This is a genomic window from Elioraea sp., from assembly GCF_051860475.1.
Classification (GTDB): Bacteria; Pseudomonadota; Alphaproteobacteria; order Acetobacterales; family Acetobacteraceae; genus Elioraea.
Genome location: NZ_JBHYDW010000078.1, coordinates 1 through 20,792 on the forward strand (window position 1 = coordinate 1; position 20,792 = coordinate 20,792).

At 72.4% G+C, this 20,792-nt stretch carries 19 protein-coding genes; 15 read left to right on the plus strand and 4 right to left on the minus strand.

Annotated elements, in window-relative coordinates; translation table 11 throughout:
* On the plus strand, positions 1-1,692 hold a 1,692-nt coding region (locus tag ACTIFU_RS14120), incomplete at its 5' end, for a CHAT domain-containing protein (protein WP_439578955.1).
* Here the strand turns inward: ACTIFU_RS14120 and ACTIFU_RS14125 are convergent.
* Positions 1,649-5,248, minus strand: a complete 3,600-nt coding sequence (locus tag ACTIFU_RS14125) for an AAA domain-containing protein (RefSeq protein WP_439578973.1) — start codon at positions 5,246-5,248, stop codon at positions 1,649-1,651. The genes ACTIFU_RS14120 and ACTIFU_RS14125 overlap by 44 nt on opposite strands.
* Positions 5,248-5,949, minus strand: coding sequence for a DUF4011 domain-containing protein (locus ACTIFU_RS14130; RefSeq protein WP_439578956.1), 702 nt, complete (start codon positions 5,947-5,949; stop codon positions 5,248-5,250). Before ACTIFU_RS14130 ends, ACTIFU_RS14125 begins: the two co-directional genes overlap by 1 nt.
* 148 nt (positions 5,950-6,097) lie before the next feature.
* Here ACTIFU_RS14130 and ACTIFU_RS14135 point away from each other — a divergent pair, with 148 nt between their 5' ends.
* Genes ACTIFU_RS14135 through ACTIFU_RS14150 form a run of 4 tightly spaced genes read left to right on the plus strand, consistent with a single transcriptional unit; the run spans position 6,098 to position 9,789 of the window.
* Complete coding sequence (locus ACTIFU_RS14135; protein ID WP_439578957.1) at positions 6,098-7,078, plus strand: tripartite tricarboxylate transporter substrate binding protein; 981 nt, start codon at positions 6,098-6,100, stop codon at positions 7,076-7,078.
* Positions 7,079-7,082: 4 nt separating this feature from the next.
* The gene (locus ACTIFU_RS14140; protein ID WP_439578958.1) at positions 7,083-7,562 is read left to right on the plus strand and encodes a tripartite tricarboxylate transporter TctB family protein; all 480 of its coding nucleotides are present in this window, start codon (positions 7,083-7,085) and stop codon (positions 7,560-7,562) included.
* The gene (locus ACTIFU_RS14145) at positions 7,559-9,058 is read left to right on the plus strand and encodes a tripartite tricarboxylate transporter permease (RefSeq protein WP_439578959.1); all 1,500 of its coding nucleotides are present in this window, start codon (positions 7,559-7,561) and stop codon (positions 9,056-9,058) included. Before ACTIFU_RS14140 ends, ACTIFU_RS14145 begins: the two co-directional genes overlap by 4 nt.
* Positions 9,055-9,789: an SDR family NAD(P)-dependent oxidoreductase gene (locus ACTIFU_RS14150; RefSeq protein ID WP_439578960.1), complete on the plus strand. Its 735-nt coding sequence runs from the start codon at positions 9,055-9,057 to the stop codon at positions 9,787-9,789. The genes ACTIFU_RS14145 and ACTIFU_RS14150 overlap by 4 nt, the downstream gene beginning before the upstream one ends.
* A gap of 144 nt (positions 9,790-9,933) precedes the next feature.
* On the opposite strand, the gene ACTIFU_RS14155 is transcribed toward ACTIFU_RS14150, so the two are convergent.
* Positions 9,934-11,043: a glycerol dehydrogenase gene (locus ACTIFU_RS14155; protein WP_439578961.1), complete on the minus strand. Its 1,110-nt coding sequence runs from the start codon at positions 11,041-11,043 to the stop codon at positions 9,934-9,936.
* Positions 11,044-11,512: 469 nt separating this feature from the next.
* On the opposite strand from ACTIFU_RS14155, the gene recA reads away from it, so the two are divergent.
* Together recA and ACTIFU_RS14165 are read left to right on the plus strand one after the other, a co-directional pair.
* A complete protein-coding gene (recA, locus tag ACTIFU_RS14160) occupies positions 11,513-12,544 on the plus strand; it encodes a recombinase RecA (RefSeq protein ID WP_439578962.1) in 1,032 nt (343 codons plus the stop codon).
* On the plus strand, positions 12,541-12,960 hold the full coding sequence (locus tag ACTIFU_RS14165) for a cytidine deaminase (RefSeq protein WP_439578963.1): 420 nt from the start codon (positions 12,541-12,543) through the stop codon (positions 12,958-12,960). The genes recA and ACTIFU_RS14165 overlap by 4 nt, the downstream gene beginning before the upstream one ends.
* Here ACTIFU_RS14165 and ACTIFU_RS14170 read toward each other — a convergent pair.
* Entirely contained in the window at positions 12,941-13,984 is a 1,044-nt protein-coding gene (locus ACTIFU_RS14170; protein WP_439578964.1) for a GntR family transcriptional regulator, read from the minus strand. The two genes, ACTIFU_RS14165 and ACTIFU_RS14170, sit on opposite strands and share 20 nt — an antisense overlap.
* 118 nt (positions 13,985-14,102) lie before the next feature.
* On the opposite strand from ACTIFU_RS14170, the gene ACTIFU_RS14175 reads away from it, so the two are divergent.
* From ACTIFU_RS14175 to tolR, 8 genes are all read left to right on the plus strand, one after another.
* Positions 14,103-15,089: a C4-dicarboxylate TRAP transporter substrate-binding protein gene (locus tag ACTIFU_RS14175; RefSeq protein ID WP_439578965.1), complete on the plus strand. Its 987-nt coding sequence runs from the start codon at positions 14,103-14,105 to the stop codon at positions 15,087-15,089.
* A 29-nt stretch (positions 15,090-15,118) separates the two neighbouring features.
* Entirely contained in the window at positions 15,119-15,592 is a 474-nt protein-coding gene (locus tag ACTIFU_RS14180; protein ID WP_439578966.1) for a TRAP transporter small permease, read from the plus strand.
* 4 nt (positions 15,593-15,596) lie between these two features.
* A complete protein-coding gene (locus ACTIFU_RS14185; RefSeq protein WP_439578967.1) occupies positions 15,597-16,883 on the plus strand; it encodes a TRAP transporter large permease in 1,287 nt (428 codons plus the stop codon).
* Between the two features lie 121 nt (positions 16,884-17,004).
* Positions 17,005-17,613 (plus strand): Holliday junction branch migration protein RuvA, encoded by a 609-nt coding sequence (gene ruvA, locus ACTIFU_RS14190; protein WP_439578968.1) that lies wholly within the window; start codon positions 17,005-17,007, stop codon positions 17,611-17,613.
* Positions 17,610-18,650 carry a Holliday junction branch migration DNA helicase RuvB gene (ruvB, locus tag ACTIFU_RS14195; RefSeq protein WP_439578969.1) on the plus strand — a complete coding sequence of 347 codons (1,041 nt, stop codon included), beginning with the start codon at positions 17,610-17,612 and terminating at the stop codon, positions 18,648-18,650. The genes ruvA and ruvB overlap by 4 nt, the downstream gene beginning before the upstream one ends.
* Positions 18,643-19,056, plus strand: coding sequence for a tol-pal system-associated acyl-CoA thioesterase (gene ybgC / locus ACTIFU_RS14200; protein ID WP_439578970.1), 414 nt, complete (start codon positions 18,643-18,645; stop codon positions 19,054-19,056). The genes ruvB and ybgC overlap by 8 nt, the downstream gene beginning before the upstream one ends.
* 23 nt (positions 19,057-19,079) lie before the next feature.
* Positions 19,080-19,808, plus strand: coding sequence for a protein TolQ (gene tolQ, locus ACTIFU_RS14205; protein WP_439578971.1), 729 nt, complete (start codon positions 19,080-19,082; stop codon positions 19,806-19,808).
* Between the two features lie 4 nt (positions 19,809-19,812).
* Positions 19,813-20,280 (plus strand): protein TolR, encoded by a 468-nt coding sequence (tolR, locus tag ACTIFU_RS14210; RefSeq protein ID WP_439578972.1) that lies wholly within the window; start codon positions 19,813-19,815, stop codon positions 20,278-20,280.
* Positions 20,281-20,792 lie beyond the last annotated feature (512 nt).

Genomic DNA, 20,792 nt, shown 5'->3' on the forward strand with positions numbered 1-20,792 from the left:
GGCGCGCTGATCGGTGCCTCCGCGCTCGGCAACCGCGAGCAGGCGCTTGGTGCGTTCCGGGCGGCCGCGGGTACGCTGCGCGAGCGCCGCCGCAGCGCCTCGGCGGCCGCGGTCGCGCCCTATCTCGATCTGCTGATGCCCGAGGCCGGCGCGCCGCGGCGCGCCGCCGACATCGCCGAGGCGCTGGAGGCCTCGTTCCTGATCTCCGGCGGCGCGGCTGCCGCGGCTGCGGCCGATGCCGCCGCGCTGCTCGCCGGCGAAGGGAGCGCGATCCGCGACCTGCGCGAGGCGCGCAACGCCCGCGACGAGGCCGAGGCGCGGTTCGACCGCGCGGTCGCGGCCGGGGTCAGCGAGGCCGAGCGTGCAACGATCCGGGAGATGATCGCCGGCGCGCAGCGCCGTCTCGCGGAGGCGGAGGCCCGGGTGCAGGCTGAACGTCCCGAGTTCGCGCTGCTCTCCGACACGATGATCTCGCCCGACGAGCTGCGCGCCACGCTGCGTCCGGGCGAGGCGCTGTTCTCGATCGTCCAGGGCCCCGAGCGCGGCTACGGGTTCCTGGTCACGCGCGAGCGGGTGGAGGGGTGGCGCATCGCGCTCACCGAGCGCGAGGCGCAGGCCACCGTGCGGCGGCTGCGCGGCGGGCTCGCGCCTGATCCGGAAACAGGGCGGCTCGCGCCGTTCGACGTCGCCGAGGCGCATCGGCTCTGGCGGCGGCTCGTTCCGCCAGGCGCCCCGGAGGTGCTGGCGCATGCGCGGCTGGTGATCTCGGCGACGGGGCCGCTCGCAGCACTGCCCTTCGCCGTGCTGGTGACCGAGGCGCCCGGCCCGATCGCCACCGATGCCGACTACCGGAATGTTCCGTGGCTGCTCGCCGGCAGCCGCACGCTGGCCTATGCGCCCTCCGCGCTCGCCTTCGCCGCGCAGCGCCGGCTCGCGCGCCCGTCCTCCGCACCGCTGCCCTATATCGGCTTCGCGGGCTTCGCGCCGCTCAGCACGGCGCGCGCGGCGCAGGCGATCGGGCCGAGCCGGCGCGGCTGCGAGGCCGATGTCGCCGCCCTCGCGGCGCTGCCGCCGCTGCCGGCCGCGGCGCGCGAGGTCGAGATCTCGGCGCGGCAGATGCGCGCCGGCGCCGACGCGGTGCGCACCAACGCTGCGTTCACGCGCTCCGCCGTGCTCGGCGGCGATCTCGCGCGCTACCGCGTCGTTCACTTCGCCGCGCACGCGGTGCTGACCGACGAGGTGCCGTGCCTCGGCGAGCCGGCGATCATCACTGCTGCCCCGCCAGGCAGCAACGCGCAGGAAGCGATCATCCGCCTGTCCGACGTGCTGCGCGCGCGGCTCGATGCCGATCTGGTGGTGATGTCGGCCTGCAACACCGCGGGCCCCGACGGGCGCGGCGCGGGCGAGGCGTTCAGCGGGCTCGCGCGCGGCATGCTGTACGCTGGCGCGCGCTCGCTGCTGGCGACGCACTGGACGGTGCCCGATTTCCCGATCGCGGCGATCGCGGCGCTGACGCTTGCGCGCGTCGGCCGCGGCGAGGAGCCGGCCGAGGCGCTGTCCGAGGCGCAGCGGGAGTTCCTGAGCCGCGCCGATGACGGCAATCTGCCGGCCGCCTACGCGCACCCGTTCAACTGGGCCGCCCCCGTCGTCATCGGCGGGCAGCAGACGCGGGCACAGCAAGCCCAGCGCTGAGCGCGATCCGCCCCTCGCCGGTCAGCAGCGCGCGCTGCGCCGCCACGGCAGGGCGCGCGTCCTCGCCCATCCCCAGCAGGCGCAGTGCCGCGGTGTCGAGCGCCTGCGGATCGACCCCGCCCTCGGCCGTATCGAGGGCGGCCAGCAGCGCGGCACGGATCTCGGCCGGCGGCAGCCAGTCCGGCCGGCGCCAGGATGCCGGCAGGGCGGAGCGGTCGCGCGGCACGATCGTCGTCTCCTCGCCGCGCCAGAACTCGCCCTCGGCGACCAGTCCTTCGAGCTCCTTGGCGAGCCGAAGCGCCTGGGCGAGTGCGGCGCGCTGCTTCGCCGTCGGCGTCTCGATGTTCCAGAGCGCGGCCGCGCGCGCGATCACTGCATCAGCGTGGATCGGTCCTTCCGCGCGCACGATCGCGGCGACGATGCCGCCGAGCCGCGCGAAGGGCATCGCATCCGGCGGCGTCTCCGTCGGCACCTCCACCGTGGCGGGCGCGTAGGGGGCGGAGAGCCCGTGCGCGGCGGGTGCGGCTTCGGGGGGCGTCTGTTGCTCCACCGCAACGCCGGCAAGGGCGGCAAGGCGCCGCGCCTCCGCCTCGGGCCGCACCAGCCAGTCCGCCGCCCAGGAGCGCGCGAGTCGCCAGCCCATCATCGCGAGCGCGCCTTCCTGCAAGCGGTCGCGGTCGCGCGCCGAGCGGGCGGAGGCGTAGAAGTCGCCATCCGTGAGGATGCCGAGGCCGTAGCCCTCCGCATCCTTCACCGCGACATCGACGAACAGCCCCGCAAGCCCGACGCGCCGCGCGACCGCGGCGCCTGCGCCCTCCAGCGCCGTTGCGATCGCGTCGGTGAGGGCGGCGTCATCCTCGCCCGCCTGCGCGGCGGCGACCGTGCCGCCGGCGGCGAAGGCGAGGAAGTCCTTCAGCACCGCCACACCACGGCCGGAGGCGCGGGCGAGATCGATGTCGTCGGCGGTCAGGCCCGAGAACACCACGCAGCGCTTCTTGGCGCGCGTGATCAGCACGTTGAGCCGCCGCTCGCCGCCCTCGGCCGAGAGCGGGCCGAAGCGCATCGCGAGCCGGCCGTCCGGCCCCTTGGCGTAGCCGACCGAGATGAACATCACGTCGCGCTCGTCGCCCTGCACGTTCTCGAGGTTCTTGACGAAGACCGGCTCGTGCGGGTGGGCGGCGAAGAACGGCTCGGTGTCGGGGTTGTCGCGGCGCAGCGCCTCGACCGCATCCAGGATCGCGTCGCGCTGGCGGACCGAGAACGCGGCGACACCGAGGGTGTCCTTCGGGTGCTGGCGCGCATGCGCGAGCACGGCCTCGGCGACCGCCTGCGCCTCGACCGCATTCGTGCCGGTGCCGCCGGTGTCGAAGGCGCCGTCCACGCGCACGAGCGAGAGGCCGAGTTCGCTGCCGCGCGGGCGCGGGCTCGGGATCACCAGCAGCCGGTTCTCGTAGAACGACCTGTTCGAGACCGCGATCAGGCTCTCGTGCCGGCTGCGATAGTGCCAGCGCAGCATCTGGTTCGGGAATCCGCGCGCGGTGCAGAGCGAGAGGATGCTCTCGACGTCGCTCGCCGCGATCGTCTCGTCATCGGCCCGTTCCTGCTCGTCGTCGCCTGTCAGCCGCGCGAAGAAGCGGGTCGGCGGCATCTGCCGATCGTCGCCGACGACGACGATCTGACGGCAGCGCGCGACCGCGCCGAGCGCATCGACGGGCTCGATCTGGCTTGCCTCGTCGATCACCAGCATGTCGAACGCGACCGCCGCCGGGTCGAGGAACGCTGCGACCGAGAGCGGGCTCATCATGAACACCGGCTTGATCGCCTGCACCGCGGGCCCCGCGCGCGCGAGCAGCGTGCGGATCGGCAGATGCCGTGAGCGCTTGGCGATCTCGCCGCGCAGCACCGCCATCGCGCGCAGCATGTCGGGGCCTTCGGCGATGCGCAGCCGCGCGGTGTGCGCAGCGGCCGCCTCCGCGCGGGCGAGCGCGAGGCGCGCCTGGTCGGCGGCGCGGAACTCCTCGACCAGGCGCGTGAAGGACGGGCCGTCGAAGGCGGCCAGGGTCGGGGTGGCGCGCATCGCCGCCGCCATCAGGGACTCGGCGAGGGCGAAGCGGAACGCCGCCGCCGCGTCCTCCGGTTGGATGCGTCCGTCAGCGAGGCGGTCCGCGACCGGATCCAGCCCCAGCTCCGACGCCTGCGTCGCAAGCCGCGCCCACGTCATCCAGTCGGCCAGCGCCGTGGGGGCGGCTGCCCATTGCGCGAGGCGATCCGCGATCGCGCCGAGCGGCGGATCGTCGCCGCCGAACGCCTCCGTCCGGTCGAGCGCCAGCTCGGCGAACAGTGGCTCGGCCGTGTCGCCGACGCGCGCGAGTGCCGCCTCCAAGGCCGCCGCTTGCCCGGGGTCGGGCGTGACCGTCGCGGCCTCCGGGGCGATGCGCAGCAGATGCTGGCCCTCCATCACCGCATCGAGCGCGGGCAGCGGATCGTCCGGCGGGGCACCGGCGAACAGCGCGGCGACCGTCTCGCGTGCGGCACGGTACGTTCCGCTGAAGCTGCGCAGGAAGCCGCCGCCCTTGGCGAGCTCCACGCGCGCCTGCTCCAGGCCGGGCGCCGTCCACCCGCTGTCGCGCACGCCTGGCACGCGCGCGCGGATCGCGGCGAAGGTCTCGGCAGCACGCAGCGCGGCGAGGCGACCCTGTGCTCCCGCGCGCGTCGCGTTCGTGCCCGCGGCGGCACGCAGCGCCGCGATCGCCTCCAGCGCCGGCGGGATACGCGCGGGGATGCGGTCGAGATCCGTGGGCAACAGCGCGGGTGCGCGCACGCCGCGCCAGGGATGGCGCGCGGGCAGGCCGATGCGCTGCACCGTCGCGGCGAGCTCGCGCGCGAGACGCTGCGCGTCGCGGATCTGCGCCGCCGTCCAGCCGGACGCGTCGAGCCGCAGCTCGGGCGGACGCATGCCCGCCTGCTTCAGCCGCGCCACTTCGCCGATTGCGCGGAACGCGGTCCAGCCGGTCGTTCCGATCGGCGCATGCATGGCCGCCGCATGGCGGTTCAGCCGGCCGCGCAGCGCGCCCAGCGGGCGGATCACCGCCTCGCGATCGGGCGGCGCGGGGCGCGGCGCCTTCAGGGTCGCGTCGAGTTCCGCAAGCAGCGCGCGCCGGTTTGCGCCGTCGCTGTGCAGCGCGAGACACGCCGCGCCGAGGCCGACGCCCGCAAGTCGTCGCTGCACCACCTCGAGCGCGGCGAGCTTCTCGGCGACGAACAGCACCGTCCGCCCGTCGAGCACGGCCTGGGCGATCAGGTTGGTGATCACCTGGCTCTTGCCGGTGCCCGGCGGGCCCTGGATCACCACCGAGGCGCCGCGCCGCACCGCCTCGGCGGCGAGCGTCTGGCTGCCGTCGGAGTCGAGCGCGAAGTCGAGCCTCTCCACGGGGATCAGCGCGTCGATGTCGGCATCGTCGGCGAAGGGCGCGAAGCGGGGGGGCGGGTCGGCGCCGAGCAGCGCGCGCACGAGCGGATGGGCGGCGATCTCCGGCCGTTCGAGGTCGCGGTACATCAGGTACTTGGCGAAGGAGAACAATCCGAGCGCGATCCCGTCCGGCTCGACGCGGAAGCCGGCGGGCGCGACCGCCTCGGCGACCGCGGCGAACCACGCCTGCGCCGCCGTCCAGGCGTCGGCGGCGCGCTCGTCGAGCTCGGGCGGATCGGGCAGGCGGAGGCGGAACTGATCCGCCAGCATCGCCGCGAGGGTGAGGTTGCCGGCGATCTCGCCGCCGTCCCAGCGCGGGCGAGCGTGCAGGGCAGCAGCAGCAGCGGCGCGCGCCGTTCCGTCTGGGGCGTGCGCGGATCGCTCCAGATCAGGTGCCCGAGCGCGAGATAGAGGATGTTCAGCCCCTGCTCCTCGCGGAACCCCCGCGCGTCGCGCTCGATCCGCGTCAGCAGGCGCGCGAGCGCGGCGGCGGTCAGCGGCGCCGACAGGACAAGGTCGTCCGGGTCCGGCACGCTGGCGGCACCGGGCGCGGCGGCGGCGCGGCGGCGGCGCGGCCCCGCTTCGCCCGCGGCCTCGTCCTCCATCGGCGCGAATCCCATCGCCTTGGCCTCGGTGACCAGGCGCGCGAACACCGAACCCGAGCGCTCGCCCGCGATCGGCAGCACCCCGGCGCTCCGCGTCGGCAGCGACAGCAGCCGGTTGCGCGTCGAGAGGTCGAGCAGCTCGCGCTGCGCCCGCGTCAGTGCCGCAACCACCGGGTCGGTCATCCGGGACTCCCCTGAAACGGCGCCACCATAGCCGAGGCGGGCGCCGTTTCGCCTGCTTGACGCTGGCCGGCGCGCGCGCGTTCAATCGCGCTCCGTCACGGCCGGAAGGCAGGGGCCGGGAACCGAAAACGCTGAGGAGACGTTCCGCATGCTCACACGCCGCACCCTGGGTCGCGTCGCGGCCGCCGCTGGCGCCGCCACGCTCGCCACCCCCGCGATCGCGCAGGCGCAATGGCCCGCACGCCCGATCCAGTTTGTCGTGCCCTGGGGTGCCGGCGGCGGCACCGACTACCACAGCCGCACGATCGCCACGCTGCTCGAGCGCGAGCTGCGCACGCCCGTGACGGTGGTGAACCGCACCGGCGGGTCGGGCGTGGTCGGCCACTCCGCGATCGCCGAGGCGGCACCCGACGGCTACACGATCGGCGCGGTGACGGTCGAGATCGGCATGATGCACTGGCAGGGCCTGACCCGGCTGACCTGGCGCGACTACACGCCGATCGCGATGATGAACCTCGTGCCGGCGGGCGTGCAGGTGGCGGCCGACAGCCCCTGGAAGACGCTCAAGGACATGATCGACGACATCCGCGCCAACCCGGGCAAGTACAAGTCCTCGGGCACCGGGCAGGGGGGGATCTGGCACCTCGCGATCGCGGGGCTGCTGCAGGCGGCCGGGCTGGCGCCCGACGCGGCGCCGTGGATCCCGTCCGACGGCGCGGCGTCCGGCCTGCGCGAGCTGGTCGCGGGCGGCGTGCACATCGTCCCCTGCGGCATCCCCGAGGCGGCCACACTGCTGCGCGCCGGCCGGGTGCGCTCGCTCGCCGCGATGATGCCCGAGCGCGTGCCCGCCTTCCCCGACATCCCGACGGTGAAGGAGGCGATCGGCGTGGACTGGACGCTCGCCTCCTATCTCTCGGTGATGGGGCCGAAGGGCATTCCCGCGCCGATCGCGAAGCGCCTCGAGGAGGCCTCGATGAAGGCGATGGGCACCGAGGACTGGAAGAAGGCGATGGATGCGCGCGGCTTCGGGCTCAGCCCGATGCCGGCGGCCGAGCTCGCGGCGTTCGTCGAGAAGTCGGATCGCGACCTTGGCGGGGTGATGAAGGCGCTCGGCCTGGCGAAGTCGTGACGCCTTGAAGCTGTCGGACGCCGCGCTGGGCGTTGTGCTGCTCGGCGCGGCGGCCGCGATCGCGGTCACCGCCCGCGGGTTCCCGATGGTGCCCGGCCAGGCCTTCGGGCCGTCGCTGTTCCCGGGCGTGATCGCGGCGGGATTCACGCTGTGCGCGATCGGGCTGTTCCTGCGCCATGCCCGGGCCGGACGCGGCGTGCGCTGGATCGATCCCGGGCCGCTGGTGACCGACCCGCGCGCGCGGCTCGATGCCGTGCTGGTGCTGGGCGCGATCGGGGCCTATCTGGGCGTCGCGGAACGTCTCGGCTTCATCCCGACCGCCGCGGCAATCCTGCTGGTCCTCGTGCGTCGGTTCGGCGCGTCATGGTGGCTCGCGATCGCGACCGCCATGCTCGGTCCGCTCACGATCCACCTGATGTTCGCCGAGTGGCTGCGCGTGCCGCTGCCGCTCGGCGTGCTGCTGCACCTGCGGTACGGCGCATGATCGAGGCCCTGCCGCAGGCCTTCGCGCTGCTAATGCAGCCGCAGACCGTGCTGGTGGGCATCGGTGCGGCCCTGTTCGGGCTGTTCGTCGGCTCCATGCCGGGGTTGTCCGCCACGATGGCGGTGGCGCTGCTGGTGCCGGTGAGCTTCTTCCTCGATCCGGTCACGGCGTTGACCGCGGTGGTGATGACCACCGCGATGGCGATCTTCGCCGGCGACATCCCTGGCGCGCTGATGCGCATCCCCGGCACGCCCGCCTCGGCCGCCTATGTGGACGACGCCTACAACTTGACGAAGCAGGGCAAGCCGGAACTGGCGCTTGGCATCTGCCTTGTCACCTCGGCGATCGGCGGGCTGTTCGGCACCGCGGTGCTGATCCTGCTCGCGCCGCGGCTGGCCGAGATCGCGCTCCGCTTCTCGGGGATGGAGTATTTCTGGCTGGTCGCACTCGGGCTTTCCTGCGCAGTGATGGTGGCCGGGCGCGATCCGCTGAAGGGCGCGGTGAGCCTGCTGATCGGGCTGTTCATCGCGACGATCGGTCAGGACGTGACCTCGGGCTACCCGCGCTTCACCGGCGGGTTCGGCAACCTGCTCTCCGGCGTCGCGTTCATTCCGGCGATGGTGGGCATGTTCGCGATCGCCGAGATCCTGCGCAACCTGCCGACCATCCGCAACGCGGCCGAGGTGCAGGTGAAGCGCATCGGCAGCATCCTGCGCGGCACCGGGGCGGTGCTGCGGCGGTACCCCGTGAACGTGCTGCGCGGCAACTCGATCGGCACCGCGATCGGGATTCTGCCCGGCGCCGGCGCCGACATCGCCGCCTGGATCAGCTACGCGGTCGGCAAGCGCTTCTCGAAGGATCCGGACAAGTTCGGCAAGGGCTCGGAGGAGGGGCTGGTCGATGCGGGCGCGGCGAACAACGCCGCGATTGCGGGTGCGTGGGTGCCCGCGCTGGTGTTCGGCATTCCGGGCGATTCCGTCACGGCGATCGTGATCGGGCTGCTGCTGATGAAGGGGCTGCAGCCGGGACCTGACATCTTCCTGATGAATCCCGAGCAGATCGGCGCGCTGTTCCTCGCCTTCATCGTCGCCAACCTCATCATGATCCCGATCGGGCTGGTCGCGATCCGGCTCTGCGCCAAGGTGCTGACCGTGCCGCGCCCGGTGCTGACGCCCTTGATCCTGGTGTTCTGCATGGTCGGCTCCTTCGCGATCGACAACGATCCCTTCGCGCTGGTGATCATGGCGGTGATGGGGATCCTCGCCTGGCTGATGGAGGAGAACGGGATCCCCGTGGCGCCGGCGATCCTCGGCATCGTGCTCGGCGATCAGTTCGAGAAGCACTTCATGACGACGATGATGAAGGGCGACGGCAGCCTCGCCTATTTCGTCTCGCGTCCGATCGCGGCGGTGCTGGCCGCGATCACGGCGGTGGTGTGGCTCGGCATCATCCTCGGCATGATCCAGCGCGCACGGCGGCAGGAGGTTCCGGCATGAGCGCACGCAGCGTGGCGGTGACGGGCGGCAATCGCGGCATCGGCGCGGCCACCGCGCGGCTGTTCGCCGATCAGGGCTGGCGGGTCGCGATCCTCTACGGGTCGGACCATGCGTCCGCCGAGGCCACGCTCGGCTCGCTCGCCGGCGAGGGGCACCTGATCGCGCAGGCCGATGTGGCCGACAGCGCCGCGGTGGCGGCCGCCGCGGCGACGGTCGGCGCGGCGTTCGACGGGCTCGACGCGCTGGTGAACAACGCCGGCTGGACGCGGCCGGTGCCGCACCACGATCTCGACGCGCTCGACGATGCGCTGATCGAGCGCGTCTTCCGCATCAACGCGATGGGTCCGCTCTACTGCGTGCGGTCCTTCCTGCCGCTGCTGCGCAGGCGCGAGCGGGCGGTGATCGTCAACCTCTCCTCGGTCGCGGCGCGCCGCGGCCAGGGCAGCAGCGTGGCCTACTGCGGGGCCAAGGCGGCGGTCGATACGATGACGATCAGTCTCGGCCGCGCGCTCGCGCCGTCGATCCGCGTGGTGGCGGTGGCGCCCGGCCCGGTCGACACCGACATGGCGCGCATGTGGACGCCCGAGCAGCACGCCGCGATCGGCAAGGCGACCCCGCTCGGCTGGGCGGCACCGGAGGACATCGCGGTGACGATCTATGCCGCGGTGACGATGATGCCGAAGGTGACCGGCACGACGATCCTTGCCGATGGCGGCCGGGCGCTGGTGTAGCGCCCGGAATGGAGCGGTTGCGGAACCACCCTCACCCTGACCCTCTCCCACTGTCGTGGGAGAGGGAACCTGATGGCGCCGCCCCGTCCCCTCTCCCGCGTGCGGGAGAGGGACAGGGTGAGGGTCGACCGGGACCCGGCGCCGCTACGCCGCGAGCTTCAGCGCCTTCGCCCGCCGCGCGCCTTCCGCGTCCACCGCGCGCAGCGCCGCCACCACGCGGCGCGGGTTCACCAGATGCGGCTCGTTCCAGATCGTCTCGCCCTCGGCACAGGCGCGCTCGGCGACCCGCATCAGCGCCGCGTCGTCCGCCCCCCCGAGGCCGATCGCGGCGAGCGTGGTCGGCAGCCCGACCGACTCGCAGAACCCGAAGACCTCCTCGATCAGCGCCGGCGGACGGTCGGCCAGCATCAGCAGCGCGAGCGTGCCGATCGCCACCTTCTCGCCGTGCCAGTAGGCGTGGGTCTCGTGCAGCACGGTCAGCCCGTTGTGGATCGCGTGCGCCGCGGCAAGCCCGCCCGACTCGAAGCCGAGGCCCGACAGCAGCGTGTTCGCCTCGACGATGTGCTCGAGCGCCGGTGTCACCACCTGCTGCGCGCACGCGGCCTTCGCCAGCACGCCGAATTGCAGCAGTGTGTCGTAGCAGAGCCGGGCGAGCGCATAGGCCGTCATCGGCCCGAGACGGCCGGTCATGTTCGCACCCCGCTTGATGCGGCAGTCCTCGGCCTCGAACCAGGTGGACAGCGCGTCGCCCATGCCGGCGACGAGGAAGCGCACCGGCGCACGCGCGATCACGCCGGTATCGACCAGCACCAGGGCCGGGTTGTGCGGCAGGATCAGGTAGCGCTTGAACGCGCCATCGGGCGTGTAGATCACCGACAGCGCCGAGGTCGGCGCGTCGGTCGAGGCGATGGTCGGCACGATCGCAACCGGCTTGCCCAGGCTGTGCGCGACCGCCTTGGCGGTGTCGAGCGCCTTGCCGCCGCCGATCCCGGCGATCACCTCCGCGCCCGAGCCCTTTGCCGTCTCCGCCAGCCGCGCGATCTCCTCGTCGCTGCACTCGCCGCCGAACCGTTCGGAGGCCAGCACGACTTTGCCCGCAAGCCCGGCCTCGATCTCGGGCTTCAGCGTGTCGGCGGCGAACGGGTCCAGCACCGCGAAGCCGCGCGCGCCGAGCCGGGCAAGCTCCTCGCCCAGCACCGCGAGCGCGCCTTCGCCCTGGACGTAGCGGCCCGGGAAAATGGCAGTGGTCAGCATCGTGTCCTCCTTCGATCGGTCAGGCACGAAGGAACACGAGGCGGACGGCGCGCGTGTTGAGCGAGGTCAAGCGCGCGCGCGAGTTCATCCAAGCGTCATGGCAGGAGGCAAAAAATGGGGGGCGCGACCGAAGCCGCGCCCCCAAGTGGCAGCATCGATTGGGGGGCTGCCGCGCCGGCCACGGCGGGGAGGAGCCGGGTCGTGCGCCAAGGACCAGTGCGGTCCGTCGAGGCGTATTCGCGCAGAAAGGAGTTTCGGATGCGTTGCTGCGCCTCAACGGGCGCGTTTCCGGCTGAAACCTCACGCGTCTGTGATCGACGGTGCCATCGCCTGACTCGGAACAAAGCATGGACAGTCTCCACGCGATCCGATGCAGCTTGGTCCCGGACCCTGTGCTAAGGAGCGCGCGCGCGCGGTCCCCCGGCATCGCCTGGGGGTTGAGCGCCAGCACGGTTGGACAGAGGCGGACATGGACAAGAACAAGGCGCTCGACCAGGCGCTCCAGCAGATCGAGCGGGCCTTCGGCAAGGGCTCGGTGATGCGCATGGGTGGTCGCGACATCACCGAGGCGATCGAGGTCATCCCGACCGGCTCGCTCGGGCTCGACCTGGCGCTCGGCATCGGCGGGATCCCGCGTGGGCGCATCGTCGAGATTTACGGGCCTGAGAGCTCGGGCAAGACCACGCTGGCGCTGCATGCGGTCGCGGAGGCGCAGAGGCGCGGCGGCACCGCGGCCTTCATCGACGCCGAGCACGCGCTCGATCCGGTCTATGCCCGCAAGCTCGGCGTGGACGTGGACAATCTGCTGATCAGCCAGCCGGACTCGGGCGAGCAGGCGCTGGAGATCGCCGACACCCTGGTGCGCTCGGGCGCGGTCGATGTGCTGGTGGTGGACAGTGTCGCGGCCCTCGTGCCGCGCGCCGAACTCGAGGGCGAGATGGGCGACAGCCATGTCGGCCTGCATGCCCGGCTGATGAGCCAGGCGCTGCGCAAGCTCACCGGCAGCGTGTCCCGCAGCCGCACCACGCTGATCTTCCTCAACCAGATCCGCCTGAAGATCGGTGTGATGTTCGGCAACCCGGAGACAACGACGGGTGGCAACGCCTTGAAATTCTATGCATCCATCCGCCTGGAGATCCGCCGCATCGGTGCGATCAAGGACCGCGACGAGGTGGTCGGCAACCAGACCCGGGTGAAGGTGGTGAAGAACAAGCTCGCCCCGCCGTTCCGCCAGGTGGAGTTCGACATCACCTATGGCGAGGGCATCAGCAAGACCGGGGAACTCATTGATCTTGGGGTAAAGGCTGGCGTCGTTGAAAAGTCGGGCGCGTGGTTCAGCTTCGATTCCCAGCGGATCGGCCAGGGCCGTGAAAACGCCAAGGTTTTCCTGCGCGACCACCCCGAGGTCGCGGCGAGGATCGAGGAGAAGATCCGCGCCCAGTCGGGCATGGTCGCGAACGCGCTGATGGCGCAGGGCGAGGAGGCCGAGGCCGCCGAGTGACTGCGGATGGCGGGTTCTCGCGCCTGCTGTCGGCCGAGGACCAGGCGCTGGTCGCGGCGGCGGCGGAAGCCGTGCGAGCGCGCTACCGCTACGGGCGGCACTCGGTGGGCGCGGCGCTGCGCGGCACCTCGGGCCGCGTGTTCGTTGCCGTCAACCTGGATGCGACGGTCGGCCGGGCGGCGATCTGCGCCGAGGCGGTGGCGCTCGGCGAGGCGGTGATGGCCGGCGAGACGGTCGTGGTGGTGGTGGCGGTGCGTCATCCACGGCCGGACGAGCCGGGCGAGCCGGCCGTGGTCTCGCCCTGCGGGCTCTGCCGCGAGCTGCTGCTCGACTATGCGCCCGAGGCCGAGGTGCTGGTGCCCGGGCGGGGGCGGACGGGACTGCGGGATCTGCTGCCTAGCCCGTATCGCCGCTGACGGCCGCGCCGGGAGCCGGCTCCTCAGGGAGCGGCTCCAGATAGGGAAGTGGGTCGGGACGCGGCGCTCGGGCGACCTGCGCGATGCGCTCGAGCGCCCGGCCGAGCGAGGCGCGCAGATGCCGCTCCAGCGCTGCCGCCGCCGAGTCGATCCGCCCTGCCTCCAGCGCCGTGACGACGGCGAGATGCTCGGGCAGGAACGGCTCGGTCGGGTAGAGCCGTGGCACCCAGTCGTACAGGAAGGAGTGCGCGACCAGCAGCGACTGGTAGAGGCGGAGCGAGTCCATCAGCGTGCGGCTCTGGCAGTGGCCGAGCAGGCGCAGATGCAGATCGGCCTCCAGCTCGTCGAGCGCGCGGCCGTCCAGCGTCTCGGCGCGCGCCGCCGCCTCCTCCAGCCGCCTGCGTATCGCGGTCACGAAGCCTGGCGGCACCGCCGGCATCGCCTTGCGCAGCGCCACCGGCTCCAAGAGCCAGCGCAGCTCATAGAGCTCGCCGACATGCTCGGGTGTCAGCGCCGGCGCGACCCATCGCCCGCGCGCATCACGTCGGATCACGCCGCGCTGATTGAGCCGCGCGATCATCTCGCGCGCAACCGTTCGGCTGACCCCATAATGGCGCGCGAGCTCGGTCTCGATCACGCGCCAGCCGGCGACCGCAGTCCGGGCGATGATCGCGCGCTCGACCTCCGCGTAGAAGCGCTGCCAGGTGGCCGCCGCTTCAAGCCGTACCGGGGCCAGCGGTGCCGGCTCGGCGTCGCGCGTCGGGCGGCCGCGCACGCGATAGCCGTGCCCGTCGGCGCGGCGCACCAGGCCGAGCCGTTCAAGTCGCGCCAGCGCCTGGCGGGCTGGCGCGCGGCTGATGCCGAACTGGCGGGCGAGATGCGATTCCAGCAGCAGCGTGCCCGCGGGCAGGGCGCCCTCGGCGATGCGCGCTGCCAGGATCTCGAAGGTGCGCTCGTGCAGCCGGGGCGCGGCCCCCGTCAGTGCGCCCGTACCGGCATTCGGCGCCGTGGTGTGGCTGGCCATGCTTGCCGCTCGATGTCTCTGTGGCTAGTGTACACACAAGACATAGTTGGTGCAGCCCATGGTGCACGCATGGGCGCTGGCACGGGAACGAGCCGGATCACCGGCGTCAGGAGGGAAGATGAGAACGTCCAGACTCGGAATGGCGGCCGCGGTGGCGGCGCTCGTGGCGGCGACGGCGCCGGGGGCGGCGGCGCAGGAGCGCTTCACGCTGCGCTTCAACCACGTGCTCGGCCCGAGCGAGCCCTATCACCAGGGCTTCCAGACCTGGGCGCAGCGCGTGCGCGAGCGCACCAATGGCGGGCTCACCATGCAGGTGTTCCACTCCGCCCAGCTCGGGGTGGAGGAGGACATCATCGAGCAGATCCGCCAGGGCGCGAATATCGGCCAGAACACCGACAGCGCGCGGCTCGGCAACTACGTCAAGGGTATCGCGGTGATGAACGGCCCCTACTTCGCCGAGACGATCGAGGAGGTGGCGAAGGTCGCCGACTCGCCAACCGTGAAGGGCTGGGTGGCGGAGCTCGCGAGCCAGCACGGGCTGCAGGCCGTGTGCTTCGACTGGGTGCAGGGACAGCGCCACTTCTTCACCAACAAGCCGATCAGCCGGCCCGAGGATCTCGCGGGTCTGCGCATCCGCACCCCGCCCGCGCCGATCTGGCAGGAGTCGATCCGCGCCCTCGGCGCGGCCCCGGTGGCGATGGCGTTCGGCGAGATGTATCCCGCGCTCCAGCAGCGCGCGATCGACGGCGTGGAGCTCGTGTGGAACAACATCCCCGCCGGCCGCTTCAACGAGGTGCTGCGCTACGCCAACGAGACCCGGCACATCCTGCTGATCAACTTCCAGGTGGTGAGCTCGCGCTGGTTCCAGCGCCTGCCGGGCGAGTTCCAGACCGCGCTGGTCGAGGAGTGCCGCAAGGCGGGGCAGGAGACCTCGCGGCGCATCGTCGAGCTTGAGAGCCAGGTGCGCGCACAGCTCCAGCAGCGCGGCATGACGGTGGTGAGCGACATCGACATCGCGGCGTTCAAGCGCGCCGGCGCCCGCGCCTACGAGGTGCTTGGCATCACCGACGCCTATCAGGCCGTGCAGCGCGAGATGCGCCGCTGAGGCATCGGCGGTGACGGCGGGACGGCCGCATGGCTGAGTTCTACCGCCGGCTCTGCCGGGCGGAGGCCGTCATCGCCGGTACGTTCCTGGTGCTGATGGTGGTGCTGGTGTTCACGGGTGGTGTGGCGCGCATGCTGCACCACCCGCTGAACTGGACGATCGACCTCGCCACCTGCCTGTTCGCCTGGGCCTGTTTCCTCTGCGCCGACATCGCCTGGCGCAACCACGCGCTGATCTCGATCGCGCTTGTGACGGATCGGCTCGCGCCGCGCTGGCGGATCGCGGTGATGCGGCTGAACTATCTGCTGATCGCGGCCTTCCTGGTCTACATCGCGATCGTCGGGGCGCATCTCGCCTGGGTCAGCCGTGCGCGCGCGTTCCAGGGCATTCCTGGCGTCAGCTACTCCTGGGTGACCGCGAGCCTGCCCGTAGGCGCGGTGCTGCTGCTGATCACCACGCTGCTCAAGTACCGCGCGCTCGGCCGCGAGCGGGCCGAAGCCTGAGCCGATGCTGCTGGTCGTGATCGCCTTCGTGGTGCTGATGCTGATGGGCATGCCCGTCGCCTTCGCGATCGCGATCTCGGGCACGCTGTTCTTCCTCCAGAACCTCGACCTGCCGGTGTTCATCCCGGTGCAGGTGACCGTCTCGCAGACGCAGAACTTCGCGCTGCTGGCGATCCCGCTGTTCATTCTTGCCGGCAATTTCCTCAACAAGGCGGGCATCACGGCGCGGCTTCTCGTACTCGCGACCGTGATCGCGGGGCGGATGCGCGGCGGACTGGCGCAGGTCTCGGTCGTGCTGTCGGCGCTGATGGGCGGCGTGTCGGGCTCGGCGATCGCGGACGCCTCGATGCAGTCGCGCATGCTCGGCCACGAGATGGTCCGGCGCGGCATGAGCCGCGGCTTCGCCGCCGGCGTGCTGTCGTTCGGCGCGCTGCTGACGCCGGTGATCCCGCCGGGGATTGGCATGATCCTGTACGGCTCGATCGGCCAGGTCTCGATCGGGCGGCTGTTCGCGGCCGGGTTCGTGCCGGCCGCGCTGCTCTGGGTGGCGCTCGCGGCCTCGATCGCGCTCACGGCGCGACGGCGCGGCTATCCGCCCGAGCGCGAGACGCCACCGGGCGCGGGCGAGGTGTTCCGCGCCTTCCGCGGCGGCATCTGGGCGCTGCTGTTCCCGGTGTTCCTGCTGTTCGGTCTGCGCATGGGCGTGTTCACGCCGTCCGAGATCGGCGCCTTCGCGGTGGTCTATGCCCTCATCGTCGGGATCGTGATCCATCGCGAGATGCGCGGGCGGGCGTTCGTCGAGGCGCTTGAGCAGAGTCTGACCGATATCGGCGCGGTGATGTTCCTGATCGCACTTTCGGCGATCTTCACCTACGGCATCGTGCTGGAGCAGATCCCCGATGTGGTGTCCGGCGCACTGCTGTCGGTCTCGGACGATCTGCCGCTGGTGATGGCGCTGATCGTACTGTTCGTGCTGGCGATCGGCTTCTTCGTCGACGCGACCGTGCTGATCATCATGCTGACCCCGGTGTTCCTGCCGCTTGTGCGCAGCCTCGGCGGCGATCCGGTGCATTTCGGTATCGTCTTCATCGTCGCCGCGACGATCGGCAACTTCACCCCGCCGGTGGGTGCGGCGATGTACGCGGTCTGCGCGATCCTGCGCGTGCCGGTCGGCGAGTACACGATTGAATCCCTGCCTCTGCTGGGCGCGGTGTCGGCGGCGACGCTGCTGCTGATCCTGATACCCGGGGTTGTCACTTTCGTGCCGGACCTGATCTTCGGGCGGTTCTAGATGAAGTCCCCATACCCGCTCGCTTGGAGAGCGGGCGGGTTTTCCCTACAACGCCGGCCATGCCCCGGGTCCGCGCGAGTCGCCTCGCCCACCGCGGCCCGGAGGAGGCGGCCGGGCCCCGATGATCGGCCGCCTCTCCGGAACGATCGTCGCCGCCGATGCCGAGGGCGTGGTGATCGACGTCAACGGCGTCGGCTACGTGGTCGGGGTCTCGACGCGCACCCTCGCCGGCCTGCCGCCGCCGGGGTCGGCCGCCACGCTCGCGATCGAGACCATGGTGCGCGAGGACGCGATCACCCTCTACGGCTTCCTCGACGCGACCGAGCGCGCCGCGTTCCGCACCCTGCTGACGGTGCAGGGGGTTGGCGCGAAGGTGGCGCTCGCGCTGCTCGGCGCCTTCTCGCCCGGGCAGATCGCGGCCGCGATCGCCACCAGTGACGCGAAGACTCTCACCCGCGCGGCCGGCGTGGGCGCGCGGCTCGCGGCCCGGCTGGTGACGGAGCTGAAGGGCAAGCCCGGCTTCACCGGCACCGAGGCGATCCCGGCCGCCGTGACGGTTCCGGTCCCGCCGACCGATCCGCTGCTCGCGGATGCGGTCTCGGCCCTGGCCAATCTCGGCTACCGCCGCGCCGAGGCCGAGCCCGCGCTCGCCGCCGCGCGTAGGCGCCTCGGTGACGGGGCAACGGTCGAGGCGATGATCCGCGAAGGCCTCAAGGCGCTGGCGCGATGACCGACCGGCTCACCGATCCGGCCGCGCGCGGCGATGATCTCGGCGAAGCCTCGCTCCGCCCCACACGGCTCGACGACTTCATCGGCCAGGCCCAGGCCAAGGCCAACCTCGCGGTGTTCGTCGCCGCGGCGCGCGGGCGCGGCGAGGCGCTCGACCACGTGCTGCTGCACGGGCCCCCCGGGCTCGGCAAGACCACGCTCGCGCAGATCGTCGCGCGCGAGCTCGGCGTCGGCTTCCGCGCCACCTCCGGCCCGGTGATCCAGCGCTCGGGCGATCTCGCCGCGATCCTGACCAACCTGAACCCGCGCGACGTGCTGTTCATCGACGAGATCCACCGCCTCCAGCCGGCGATCGAGGAGGTGCTCTATCCGGCGATGGAGGATTTCCGGCTCGACCTGATCATCGGCGAGGGGCCGGCGGCGCGCACGGTGCGGATCGACCTCCAGCCCTTCACCCTGATCGGCGCGACCACGCGCTCGGGCCTCGTCGCCACCCCCTTGCGCGACCGCTTCGGCATCCCGCTGCGGCTCACCTTCTACACGCCCGAGGAACTGCTCGGCATCGTCCGCCGCGGTGCCGCGCTGCTCGACCTCGACCTGACCGAGGATGGGGCGGCGGAGATCGCGCGCCGCTCACGCGGCACCCCGCGCATCGCCGGGCGGCTCCTGCGCCGCGTGCGCGACTTCGCCGCCGTGGACGGCACCGCGACGGTCGATGCCCGAGCGGCCGATGCCTCGCTGACCCGGCTGGAGGTGGATGCGCGCGGGCTCGATGCAATGGACCGGCGCTACCTGCGCCTGATCGTCGAGCGCCACGGCGGTGGCCCCGTCGGCGTCGAGACGCTCGCCGCGGCGCTCGCCGAGGCGCGCGACGCGATCGAGGACGTGATCGAGCCCTATCTGATCCAGGAGGGGTTCGTGCTGCGCACCCCGCGCGGCCGCGTGCTGGGCGAGGCGGGCTGGCGCCATCTCGGGCTGATGCCGCCCAAGGGGTTCCAGGCCGATCTGCTCTCGGCCGCGGATGACACGGATGGGTGAGCAGCCGGCCCATCAATTCACGCTCCGCGTGTATTTCGAGGACACGGATGCCGGCGGCGTCGTCTACCACGCCGCATACCTGCGGTTCGCCGAGCGCGCGCGCACGGAATGGCTGCGGGAACTCGGCTTGCCGCACCGGCAGTTGATCGACGAGTCGGGGCTGATCTTCGTCGTCAAGCGCCTGGCGATCGAGTATCACCGCCCCGCGCGATTGGACGAGTCGCTGGTGGTCGAGACCCGGGTGGCGGGGATCGGCGGCGCGTCCGTAGCACTCCGGCAGCGGATCCGCCGGGGCGGGGAGGGGATCGCGACGCTCGATGTGGCGCTGGCGTGCGTCCGGCTCGCGACCGGTCGGCCTGAGCGCATTCCGGCCACACTTCGCGCGTTGATCCGTCCGGTGTCGTGAGGGCTTGACCGAGGATTCTGCGAATGGACCGAGCGGTGGACGCGGCAGGACTGGCGGCGAACGGTGCTGTCGACCTGTCGCTGTGGGCGCTGTTCCTGCAGGCCGACATTGTCGTCAAGGCGGTGATGATCGGGCTTCTGCTGGCAAGCGTCTGGGTATGGGCGATCATCTTCGAGAAGGTGACGACGCTCCGGCGCGTGAACGGCCGCGCCGATGCCTTCGAGGACAATTTCTGGTCGGGCAAGAACCTTGAGGACCTCTATGCCGGCGTGCGCGACACGCCGCGCCACCCGATGGAGGCGGTGTTCGCCGCGGCGATGCGCGAATGGGAGCGCTCGGCGCCGAAGCTCGAACACGCGCCCGAGGGCGTGCGCGAGAGCGTGCGCGAGCGGATCGAACGGGCGATGGCGATCACCATCCAGCGCGAGATGGAGCGGCTGGAGCGGTGGATGATCTTCCTCGCCTCGGTCGGCTCGGCCGCGCCCTTCGTCGGGCTGTTCGGCACGGTCTGGGGCATCATGAACAGCTTCGCCGCGATCGCGACCATGCGGAACACCAACCTGACCGTGGTGGCCCCCGGCATCGCCGAGGCCCTGTTCGCCACCGCGATCGGGCTGGCCGCGGCGATCCCGGCGGTGCTCGCCTACAACAAGATCTCGACCGATCTCGGCCGCTATGCCGGACGGCTCGAGGCGTTCGCCGGCGAGTTCGGCGCGATCCTCTCGCGCCAGGTCTACGAGCCCAGGAGCTGAGGCGATGGCAGGCGGGCTGATGGCGCCGCAGCGGGGCGGCAGCAAGGGCCGCTACCGGCCGATGTCCGAGATCAACGTCGTCCCCCTGGTCGACGTGATGCTGGTGCTGCTGATCATCTTCATGATCGCCGCGCCGCTGCTCACGGTCGGCGTGAACGTCGATCTGCCGCGCACCTCGGCCGATCCCGTCTCCAGCCCCGACGAGCCGCTCTCCGTCACGATCGACGCCGAGGGCCGGGTCTACATCCAGGAGACGGCGGTGACGCTGGAGGAGCTGGTGCCGCGGCTCGCCGCGATCGCCGAGGCGCGGCAGGGCCGCGAGACGCGCGTCTTCGTGCGCGGCGACCGCGCGATCGCCTATGGCCGGGTGATGGAGGTGATGGGCAACATCGCCGCCTCGGGCTTCACGCGCGTCGCGCTGCTCGCCGAACAGCCCACCGGCCAGCCGGCCGCGCGCCCGGGAGCGCGCTGACCGCGCGGGCCTGTGCGGCGCTCGCTCCTCCTCTCCGGCGGCCTGCACCTTCTGGTGCTGATGGCGCTGCTGCTTGGTGTTTCTTCAACGAAACGGTTTGAGGAGCCGGTCGAGCAGGGCATCCCGGTCGAGCTGGTGATCGCGATGGGCCCGACCGCGCCGGCGGAGACGCCGACCGCGCCGAGCGAACCCGCGCCGCAGCCGACACCCGAGCCCGCGCCCGACCCCGAGCCGGCGCCGCCGACGCCGGCCCCGCCGCCGCCTCCGCCGCCACCGCCTCCTCCTCCTCCGCCACCCGCGCCGGAGCCGCCGGCGCCGACCCCGCCGCCGCCCACGCCGCCACCGCCGCCTCCTGCGCCGGCGCCGGAGCCAACACCTGCGCCACCCCCGCCCCCGCCGCCCCCCCCCCCCCCCCCCCCCCCCCCCCCCCCCCCCCCCCCCCCCCCCCCCGCCCCCCCCCCCGCCCCCCCCCCCCCCCCCCCCCGGGCGCCGGTGGGGCCGCCCCCGCGCCC

Bases quoted from the DNA above. Each gene is read 5' to 3' on its own strand.
- ACTIFU_RS14125 (WP_439578973.1), bottom strand. From the start codon at position 5,248: ATGTACCGCGACCTCGAACGGCCGGAGATCGCCGCCCATCCGCTCGTG.
- ACTIFU_RS14130 (WP_439578956.1), bottom strand. From the start codon at position 5,949: ATGACCGACCCGGTGGTTGCGGCACTGACGCGGGCGCAGCGCGAGCTG.
- ACTIFU_RS14135 (WP_439578957.1), top strand. From the start codon at position 6,098: ATGCTCACACGCCGCACCCTGGGTCGCGTCGCGGCCGCCGCTGGCGCC.
- ACTIFU_RS14145 (WP_439578959.1), top strand. From the start codon at position 7,559: ATGATCGAGGCCCTGCCGCAGGCCTTCGCGCTGCTAATGCAGCCGCAG.
- ACTIFU_RS14150 (WP_439578960.1), top strand. From the start codon at position 9,055: ATGAGCGCACGCAGCGTGGCGGTGACGGGCGGCAATCGCGGCATCGGC.
- ACTIFU_RS14155 (WP_439578961.1), bottom strand. From the start codon at position 11,043: ATGCTGACCACTGCCATTTTCCCGGGCCGCTACGTCCAGGGCGAAGGC.
- recA (WP_439578962.1), top strand. From the start codon at position 11,513: ATGGACAAGAACAAGGCGCTCGACCAGGCGCTCCAGCAGATCGAGCGG.
- ACTIFU_RS14170 (WP_439578964.1), bottom strand. From the start codon at position 13,984: ATGGCCAGCCACACCACGGCGCCGAATGCCGGTACGGGCGCACTGACG.
- ACTIFU_RS14175 (WP_439578965.1), top strand. From the start codon at position 14,103: ATGAGAACGTCCAGACTCGGAATGGCGGCCGCGGTGGCGGCGCTCGTG.
- ACTIFU_RS14180 (WP_439578966.1), top strand. From the start codon at position 15,119: ATGGCTGAGTTCTACCGCCGGCTCTGCCGGGCGGAGGCCGTCATCGCC.
- ACTIFU_RS14185 (WP_439578967.1), top strand. From the start codon at position 15,597: ATGCTGCTGGTCGTGATCGCCTTCGTGGTGCTGATGCTGATGGGCATG.
- ruvA (WP_439578968.1), top strand. From the start codon at position 17,005: ATGATCGGCCGCCTCTCCGGAACGATCGTCGCCGCCGATGCCGAGGGC.
- ruvB (WP_439578969.1), top strand. From the start codon at position 17,610: ATGACCGACCGGCTCACCGATCCGGCCGCGCGCGGCGATGATCTCGGC.
- ybgC (WP_439578970.1), top strand. From the start codon at position 18,643: ATGGGTGAGCAGCCGGCCCATCAATTCACGCTCCGCGTGTATTTCGAG.
- tolQ (WP_439578971.1), top strand. From the start codon at position 19,080: ATGGACCGAGCGGTGGACGCGGCAGGACTGGCGGCGAACGGTGCTGTC.
- tolR (WP_439578972.1), top strand. From the start codon at position 19,813: ATGGCAGGCGGGCTGATGGCGCCGCAGCGGGGCGGCAGCAAGGGCCGC.